Genomic DNA, 9254 nt, shown 5'->3' with positions numbered 1-9254 from the left:
CAGACCGCCTGTCTCCGGCCCCTCGTCCGGCTCCGCGCATCATGTCGAGCACCACCCCGGCGAGGGGTTGGGGAGGGGCTTGTTCGTGAGCGTGGTGCTCGACATAAGCAATCAGCTCTGGGTCCGTACGGGAACGTTCGCGGGGGATTCGAAGGAGCTCGACATCCAGGTCTTCGCGGAGAGCCGTTATGTCCCTCCCGGCCCCTTGAAAACCGCGCTGGAGAAGCTTGCGGCAACCCACCCGGAGTACAGGCCGCTGTCGAAGGTTGATGCGGTACTCTCACCGGAGGAGCTGGGAACGGTCCAGCGGCTGGCGGGGCGCTGGCGGGGACTGGCTCGCCAACCGCAGGGGCTGGCACTCTGGCGCGACTGCCTGGGGAACGAAGGGACGCGGGTCTATATCGTGGTACGTGAGAACCGGGTGAGCGTCATCGTCGATACCCAGGAAGCCCTTGAATTCGACGTAGGGGGCGTCCAACTCGCCAAGGATGGCTCGATCACGTTGCGGATGTTGGATGGGGCGACGCTCAAACATGCGCTCTCGCGCGACGACAAGCGCGCGTCACGCTTGACCGGGTCGGGGAATGTGAGGGCGGACGGCCTCTTCGTGCACGACTCTCAGAAGAACGCCTTCCCCCTCGTGCCCCCCCGTCCCGGAGAATGCGACGAGTTCCCATGAGGCATGGGTGGGCCGCCACAGCACCCGGTCGAGGCTTGGGAGCCATCTCCAGGAACAGGTCCGGATACCCAGGCGGTGCGGGCTCACCCACGCGAAAGCCATGGAAGCGCAAGAGCCAGTCCGCCTGATACAGTCGGCGCTCGCGCAAGAGCGGCGGGGACTTCGCTGACAGCCGCGCGTCCACCAGCGGGATGGGGCATGGTCCTGGCCGACCGTCACCCATACCCATACCTGGCTGGTGTGGAGCCGCGTCTTCTTCACCGGGCTGGAGTTGCTGCGTCGCGTGGCGTCCCTGATACCTTCACGCCGAAGCCGGAAGAGGCGAGCAGGCCAGCGCAGACAGCGGTGAGGGTGGTTGGGAGTGGGTTCGGCTGGAAGCGGCGGGAATCGAACCCGCGCCGGGTGGTGCGAAACCTTCAGCAGAATCGCGCCCTTACCTCGTAACCGCCCGGAATGATTCGGAGTCGATATCCCGCCGCGTCCCCTCCTGTCCCGCCCCGTTCCGGCCCATTCCGCACGCTCCTGCGACATACGTGCAACACGGCGGGGGCTGTCCACCTCCCGCCGGAGGGTTATCCCGTGCCGTGTGGCTCGCCGCTCCCATGACCGTCCTGAACGTGTAGCTTGCCCCTCGCTTGCTGGGTTCTCGTGCCAGGACTGTTGCGGGGCTAAGGCCACAGGGACTCAACCGGGTCGATGCCGGGACGCCATTCGAGGCGTCAGCCGCCTGGATACCCGGCCTCTCTCCAGTTGTGGGCAAGCGGTGCCTGACCCGGCACTGTCCGTAAGAGCGAACTGGTGCTAGCTGCCATTTCCGCCGTGCACTCCACGACCAATCCTCTGAGAGTTGCTAGACGCAGCCACAACCGCTACACCGCTCCCCAAAAGCGCGTCCACTCGGCACTCGTGAGCCGTATCTTCCGTTGCATGCCATGACGAGTCGACAACTTGGAGGACAAATGGAGCCCAAAGGCGGGAATCCTTACCTGCATGCAAGACTTAAGGGAATTCAACAGCTCCTCTTGGCAGCTCATGCAGCCGGTGAGCAAGGAAGCTCGTCCAGCAAAGGTGCTGACAGGGAGTTGTTTGTCAATATTTTTCTAAAAAACGTGCTGCCTCCCCAGTTCCGATTTGGGTCTGGGGACATCACGGACTTGGCTGGTAAAATAAGCGGGCAGCTCGACTTGGTTGTTGAATTTCCCATTTATCCCAGTCTGCAAATTCCTGGTGGCGAGTCGCGGCTGTATTTGGCTGAAGGGGTGGCTGCCGTCATCGAGGTCAAGTCAAATCTTGCCGACCAATGGACGCAGGTTGAGAAAACTTCAGAAAAGCTTGCCCAGTTGAACCGATTGTTCGGCGACACTACTGGCTCAGCTCCGTGGCGCGTACCAATTTTTGCGGTCGGCTATAAGGGCTGGAGCAGCATCGAAACGGCTCGTGAATACCTTGCTCAAAAGGTTGTGGATGGGATTCTAATCATCGAGAATGGAATATTCGTTTGGGATAGTCGCATAACGCAATCTCTCGTTCTGATTGAAGAGGCGCAGGGACCCTGGGCCTTGTGGCTATTCATAACCGCGCTTTCCCGCATCGTCCGAACGCTTACAAATACGAGTACGGATCCAGTCCTTTACTCCCGGGCCGATCTGGTCCTTCTTCAGACACTATTCATCCGAGAGTCGGAAGATCAGGTTCAGATCAATGCATTTGATCTGACAGACCGGCATCGAATGGAGAGGAAGTACGTCTTGCGTCTGCTTGAGAGCCTACGCGAGGAGGGGTTTATTTTGATGGAAGGCGAGAGCGGTGTGATTTCCTTGACCACAGAAGGCAGGGCGCTCCTCAGTGCTCCGCAATTTCATTCTGTGCCATTTAGATAAGCACAGGAGCTATGCTTAGATTTTGCGGCAACCCATTTGACACGGGGAAACGAGACAATGACGACAGTTGCTGACACCTCCAAGACCTACACTCTTTTCTATTCTTGGCAGTCAGACATGCCCGACAATCAAGGCAGAAACTTAATCAGGAGCGCCCTACGTGATGCGGCAAGCGCTATTGAAGCGAAGCTCCCGGGCGTGCAGATAACTCTCGACGAAGCAACACGTGGCGAAACTGGAAGTCCCGATATACCGAGCACTATATTTCGTAAGATAGAATCCGCAGATGTCATTATTTCCGACATCTCCATCATAAACAGCAGCACGACAACCGGTCGCAAGACGCCGAACCCGAACGTGCTAGTCGAACTCGGTTATGCAGCAGCTCTTCACGGATGGGCGCGAATTATTATGGTTTCCAATAAGGAATTTGGAGACATAGATAGCCTTCCTTTCGACATCAGGCAAAAAAGAATCACCCAATTCAAATGCCCACTCCCGACCGGAGACGCGAAGAAGGATAAAGACTCCGCATCAAATGCCCTGGGTGCACTAACCAGAGACCTAACTCTCGCCATTGAAGAGATTGTAAAAACCTCTCCAAATCGCCCGGTCGCCGTTGCGACTGACGCAGTCTCACTCAAGAGACAGCGCGACATTCGAACTCTAAATGATCTACTTCTACACCTGAATCCGGACGTCTTCGACAGTCTCTGGGAGGACGCACCCCATCGAATTAATTTCACTGTATTCCATTTCTGGGAAGGCTTTAGTGCCCTCTGGGAGGCATCATCGACTTATCTGTACGACGAAACGGCCAGAAACTGGATGATACAGGTGCACCAATACTGGGGCGATGTCCTGTCTCACGGGACTCACTACCAACGTGGACTTGGAGATTTTTACATTTGGCACGCACCTGGAGACATGTTTCCGTCCTCAACCTCTGAAGAGGACTACAAGAAAACGATAGAAGAAATGCGGTCACTCAAGAAAGTGTATTCTGCGCTCATGGCTCATTTGCGCTCCAATTACATCGAGCTTGATTTGGAGACTTTGCGAAAAAATTCATGGGCTCGTTATCATGAATTTCACCAGGAGATCAAAAGCCTCTTCCCATCAGCCTCGAACAAGCTGAGTGATTAGTACGAGCCGATTCCGGAATTGTGCGCGGTAAAGCCTCACCCATGCCCTCGTGTCCAATTGCCCCGACCCCAGATCCGAGGGACGCCAGTTGCGGCGCGAGCGGCCTGGATGCCCGGTATCCCCCAGCTATGGGCAAGCGGTCGCCTGTCCCGGCACTCTAACCGTGAGAGCGCGCCCGGCTGGCACCGTCACCGCCCTACTCCACAACCCCGAATGCGGCGGACGTGTGCCGTTCCCTCCACCAGCCCCGAGCCCCAGCAGCCGCGCGGCTGGAGCCTCCTAGCGCGCTCCAGGTACGCACCTCTCCGTGTCACCGGCCCGGGACACGGGGCGTGCAACCTGGCGCCCTAGAGCCTGCATCGCCCCCGAGCATGGGCTGCCTGCTGTGTTCGCGCTCGCCCTGGTCCGAGTTGCGGCTGCGGCACCCTGGCCCCTTTCGTGCCCCCGGCGCGCTCGTCCGTAGTGTCGGGGCGCCCTGTCATACTCCGCTCGGCCCCGCCAGGACCCGCTAGGTCCTAGCCCGAATGGAGGACCCTCCCATGCGTTTCCGAGCCTGCCTTGTACTTCTGCTCTTGGCTTCAGCCTGCGCGAGCGCGCCCGCCCCGCAGTCGATGCCACGGCCCCATGCCTTCGCGTCGACTCCCACCCCGGGCCCGCGCATCCGGCTCGTTTCCTCGCCGATGGAGCCGACACCGGAACGGTCGTGGATTGGAAGGGCGGACCTGAACAAGGCCAGAGAACTGCTATCTCGGGCACGCCAAGACATCGAGCCGCGTCAGTGGGAACAGTTGAACCGCAAGCTCACCGCGGCGGAACGGGCCTTCGAACGCTTCTCGCGCGCCGCGAAAGCGAGCGGGCAGGCCGCCGAGGTGGTGAGGGGGGCGGAGGGCGTCGCGCAGGCGGGACGCGCCAGGACGCTGGCTGAATTCCTCCCCCGCGTGGGCCCGTTGCTCGCGGGCCTCGTTCTGCTCTACCCCTCCAGCACCGCCGGGCCGGACATCGACCGTCGCCCGGAGTGGGTCGACGCTCAAGGGGAGTATGAGGCCCGTCTGCGGGAGGTGGCGGAGGAGTCGCGGCGGCTCATGGAGGAATTTGAGCGTCAGGAAGCAGAGGATGTCGTGCCGGACGTAGATTCGGACCCGGTTGCGGCGGTCACAGCTCCCACCCCTTGGTGGAAAAAGACCAATCCGGCGACGGGTAGGAACTACACCAGCTTGGAGGAGTACGACCGGGTTCCCCGCCACCCGGATCAGACCTGCAAGAACAGCCGGCTCGACGAGCTTGAGGCGGAAAAAAAGCTGCTTATGAAGTTAGTTCCTCCCTACGATCCGAAGGCGCCTAGATCGAAGAACGTAGAGAAGCTGGACAAGGTGCCGTGTTCCAGGATCCGGCTCCGTCTTGAATCGATGAAAAGAGTTCTGGAGAAACGGTGGGAGATTGAGAAAGAATGCTTTGGAGGCAAGCCCGACCCGGGCCACGATACAACAATGACCGAACTCGAACAGGGCATTGCGAATATCAAGAAACTCGAAGCAAAGAATTGTGCCCCTGGTCATCCGATGGCGGAGAAGTGAATCATGTCGAAAGAACTCCTCGCAGCGATCGAGCAGCACGATACGGCCCGGGTCAAGGCGCTGCTGGCGGGAGGGGCCGATCCAAACGAGCCACAGCAGGAGTGGCCGGGACTGCTTCCGTTGCAAGTGGCCATCCACGCACTCGCCGATGGAGGCGAACTCAATGTGCTCCTGGCGCTTCTTGAGCACGGCGCGGATGTCAACGCATGGGATGCCGAGCGGGACAGGACCCCTTTGTTGGAGGCGGTCTGCGAAAACCAGCTAGCGGCGGTCGACGTGCTCGTGAAAGCGGGGGCCGAACCCAATGTGCGCAGCAGTGAAGGAGATACGCCGCTGCGGGCGTGCGCGGAGCTGGGCAATGTGGAAATGGCTTCTCTCCTGCTGGGCGCGGGTGCCACACAGACTATCAATGACTGGGGCGGATTGACTGGATGCACCGCACTCGGGATTGCGATATCGCGGCTGGACATTCCGATGATGAGACTACTTCTCGACGCGGGCGCGGACCCAGAGGCCCCAGACGATAACCGACAGCCTACTCGTGACCGCCTGCCGCCACGCGATGACTCCGACCCTCAGAAATGGGACGCCGCGTTCGAGTTGCTCGGAGGAGCGAAGGACCGCATGCCGTTGTAGAACGGAGGTCGCCCGCCTCGGGCTCACGGACGCGCCGCTCGACCTGGACAACCCCGCGCACCTGGACGCGCTCAAACGGGCTTACGAGCGTTTCCCGGAGATCGGCGGGCGCGCAGCCCTTGAGGTTCGGCACGGCTGGCGGTGGCGGTGCTCAGGGGCCCGCCTGCTGGCTCACCGGGAAGGTGACGTTCCCGAGGGTGACGGTGCGCGGCCCGGTTGCCTCCCACAGCTTGAGGGTGCAGGGGCAGCCGAGCTTCGCGCGCTCCCCCTCAATGCCCACCACGACGGCACCGGCTCCCTTCGCGGGAATGGGTGCCTCTTGCCACCGGGCAAGTTCCACCTCTTCCCCCGCCGAGTCCACCAGCGCCGCCCCCGCCAGCGTCCAGGGTTCAACGCCGGGGTTGGACAGGCTCAGCCGCACTGCCACGCTTGCCGGTTGGGCCTCACCCGTGCGGGTGTAGCTGTAGCTCCAGGCTTTATCCCACCCGAGCGCGTTGGCCGGATGTTGCTTCAACTGCAAGCGAAGGGGCAGAGACGCGAGGCTCCCAGCCCGCTCCATCCACGCGGTCCCCATGAGCCCACCCGGCCCCTCTCGCTCGGCCAGCAGCCGCGCCTTGTCCTCCTGGCACTGGCGCGCTTCGGCCTGTGCTTCGTCACGCTCTTTCTTGAGCACGTCGGGCGGGCGCGGCTGCCGGAATACCTCCACCCGGCGCGTCCCCCTCGCCGCATGACCCACGAGCCAAAAGCTCGCACTCGCCGGTGCCGCGCCATCCGCGAAGCGCACCGTCACCTTTACCCGCTCCCCTGGCAGATAGTCCGCCCTGGGAGTGGCGTAGAGACTCAGCCCGTCTTGCCCGGGTGCCCAATGCGCGAGGCGTTCCCCTCGCTGAAACTCCACCGCCCCCACAGCGACGCGGGAGTCAAAGACGAACGTCGTCGTCTCGTCCGCGCTCGCGCACACGTCCGGCGCTCCTTCCAGGGCGCCTGTGGCCAAGTCAAAGCGAGCTGTCGCGGCGCAGCGGGGCACGGGTGGCGGTTCTGCGGCTTGCGCGGCACCAGAGAGGAGGGCAATCACCAGGAGGGCACCAGGAGACGAAGGCAGCACGGAAACTCAACCTCCAAAGGGCACGACAATAATCAGGGCTGCCCGGTGGGCCGAGCGAGAGGAATGCGCGAGGGTGTCTTGGCAGTGCCGGGCTTGCTTCCAGGAGTAAGGCAGGTGCCCAAGCCAGGGGGGCAAAAGACCTGTTTGCCGTGCTCGTCCATGTAGGGCGTTTTTTCGTCAAGGCCAGCAACCAAACACACGGGGAGAGTCCCCGCGCCTGGAATCTTCGCCTCGGTGAAGGTGCCGAAAAGGCGGTCGTTCCCAATCTGCCATGTTCCCACAAGCAAGGTGCCGTCAGGCAAACTCCCAACGCTCCCGACGAAACCGACTTGGAGCGTCGCGGGACCATCCTTCACCCTGGCCGCCTCTCCAGGCTCCCCCGTGTACCCTTTCACTGTGGCCATGCCGTCCCAGCGAACGCCATATCGCTCGTGGGTCTGCTGCCATCCCTGGGGACACGTTATCGAGGGGGGCTCGGTGCGCACCTGGGAAGCGGGCGCGCTGCATCCCCCATCGAGCAGCGCACAGACCGCGACGGCTGCGGGCTTCACCAGCAAGCGGACCCCTGCACCTTGCGTCTGCGGTTTCGGCGTTTCGTTCTTGGGCGTCTGAGCGGACGTGCGAAGCATGGCGTTAGCGGTAGACGCGGGAAGTTGAGCCCCAATGGGTGTCGCGTCTCCTCCGGGGAGAGATTCCAGCGGCTTTGCCGCAAGCGCCACTTCACGACCGCGCACGCCTGCATCGGTTGCTGGAGGGCTCGGGGACGTGGACGGTAGCGGCACCTCCAGCCCTGCCTCGCTGGTGCGCCCCGTAGAGCCAGGCCCCCCCAGGTTCGCGCCCACGGACAGGGCAACGACGGCCACCAGCAGCACGGCCCCAGCGAGCCCCAGGCGCCACGCGGCGCGACGGGGTTGGTGAGCGGCGGCGGCGGGCTCGAGTTCGCGAGCTGGCGGCACCAGGGCGCTCGGAACGGGCGGCTCGTGCCCCCCAGCGGGCGCGGCCACGCCCGGAGCGTCCACCGTGGGGAACTCGTCCGGGTCTGCTGCTGCTGGCGGGACCCGTGGGGCTGCCATCTCCTCGGGCAGGAAGAACACCCGGTCCCTTTTCGGCAGGGGACGCCCGCGCCGGGGGCGTTGCTTCCTCAGCCTTAGAAACGCACGCCGCTGCTCGCTCGCCTCTTGCCGTTCCGGGTCCCCCACCGTGGTTGTGAGATGCGGATCGTCCGGGTCCCCGAGCGGCACATCCCAGGTGGCGTCGCTCTCAGCGGTGGATTGGGACTCATTCAAAGCCGCGCACAGCGTCGCAACCACCGGGAAACGCGCCTCCGGTCGCTCAGCAAGCATCCTCATGCACAGCAGCGAGGCTGCCAGCGGCACGTGCGGATTGACGACGTGAGGCGCATCCGGCCTGTGCGTCAAGATGCGCTCGCGCAGTCCATCCAGCCCACCTTCATCCGTGCGCTCGCCAAAGGGCAGCTCATCCGTCAGCAGCCAGTAATAGGCCACGCCCAACGCCCACATCTCGTCGGCGGGCCCGTACTCGTATTGATCCGTGCCGTCTGGATTGGCGCGATGGAACCGGATCTGCTCAGGGGAGCGGAATTCCTCTGTCCCGGGCGGGAGCTGCGAGCCGGTGACAGTCGGGGCTCCGGCAAGAGAACCAATTCCGAAATCAATCAAGATCGGCTTCTCGCTCCCTTCCCGAATGAGGATGTTCTCCGGCTTCACGTCACGGTGAAACACGCCCGCCGCGTGTACCTCCCCGAGCGTCACCGCCACTTCCAGAACGATGCGCGTCGCCTTGCGCGCCGATGGATTCTGGCTGTAGGCAAACGCAAAGAGCGTGTCGCCCGGAACGAATTCCATCACGATATAGGGATGGCCGATAGCCGGGTCGGGCCAGAAGTCCGACCCCACGTAACGGACGACACCGGGATTCTCCAGGTGAATGAGAATGCCGATCTCCCGCTTGCCCCTGCCGTCCAGCGTGGAGACCAGGAGGAGCTTCAACGCGAAGAAGCGGCCCCCGCGCTCGACCTTGTAGACGATCCCAAGGCCCCCCGCGCCCAAAAGCCCCACGACCTTGTAGTCCCCGATCATCTCGTCGATTTCCGGGTGTCTGAGTACCAGTCCCACGCTCTACCTCACCTCCTGGATGGGGGAGCGTAGCATAACCGCAGGAATACGGCTCAGACAGCGGGACCGGGGCGGCAGGTGGACCCCTCCAAGGCTGGC

General features: G+C 62.6%; 7 protein-coding genes and 1 pseudogene. 6 read left to right on the top strand and 2 right to left on the bottom strand.

Annotated features, from left to right (window positions below; genetic code table 11):
- The 6 genes and pseudogenes from Q664_RS59820 to Q664_RS63160 form a co-directional block, all read left to right on the top strand.
- A partial coding sequence (locus Q664_RS59820; RefSeq protein ID WP_235217181.1) for a hypothetical protein occupies nt 1-679 on the top strand: 679 nt, incomplete at its 5' end.
- Nucleotides 680-1638: 959 nt separating this feature from the next.
- A complete protein-coding gene (locus tag Q664_RS58690) occupies nt 1639-2559 on the top strand; it encodes a DUF6602 domain-containing protein (protein ID WP_152622816.1) in 921 nt (306 codons plus the stop codon).
- Between the two features lie 57 nt (nt 2560-2616).
- A complete protein-coding gene (locus Q664_RS58685) occupies nt 2617-3705 on the top strand; it encodes a hypothetical protein (RefSeq protein ID WP_152622815.1) in 1089 nt (362 codons plus the stop codon).
- Between the two features lie 788 nt (nt 3706-4493).
- On the top strand, nt 4494-5279 hold the full coding sequence (locus Q664_RS49275) for a hypothetical protein (protein WP_152622814.1): 786 nt from the start codon (nt 4494-4496) through the stop codon (nt 5277-5279).
- A gap of 3 nt (nt 5280-5282) precedes the next feature.
- Nucleotides 5283-5915: an ankyrin repeat domain-containing protein gene (locus Q664_RS53825; protein ID WP_052519671.1), complete on the top strand. Its 633-nt coding sequence runs from the start codon at nt 5283-5285 to the stop codon at nt 5913-5915.
- A 22-nt stretch (nt 5916-5937) separates the two neighbouring features.
- A pseudogene (locus Q664_RS63160) lies at nt 5938-6033 on the top strand (DUF5953 family protein); the annotation flags it as partial.
- Nucleotides 6034-6066: 33 nt separating this feature from the next.
- Here the strand turns inward: Q664_RS63160 and Q664_RS49265 are convergent.
- Nucleotides 6067-6990 carry a DUF2381 family protein gene (locus Q664_RS49265; RefSeq protein ID WP_160174673.1) on the bottom strand — a complete coding sequence of 308 codons (924 nt, stop codon included), beginning with the start codon at nt 6988-6990 and terminating at the stop codon, nt 6067-6069.
- 62 nt (nt 6991-7052) lie between these two features.
- The gene (locus Q664_RS49260) at nt 7053-9155 is read right to left on the bottom strand and encodes a serine/threonine protein kinase (RefSeq protein WP_152622813.1); all 2103 of its coding nucleotides are present in this window, start codon (nt 9153-9155) and stop codon (nt 7053-7055) included.
- Nucleotides 9156-9254: the final 99 nt, after the last annotated feature.

The sequence above is a fragment of the Archangium violaceum Cb vi76 genome (genome assembly GCF_000733295.1).
Taxonomy (GTDB): domain Bacteria; phylum Myxococcota; class Myxococcia; order Myxococcales; family Myxococcaceae; genus Archangium; species Archangium violaceum.
Note: the sequence above shows the minus strand (reverse complement) of the source record. Positions and strands in the feature narration are given on the sequence as shown.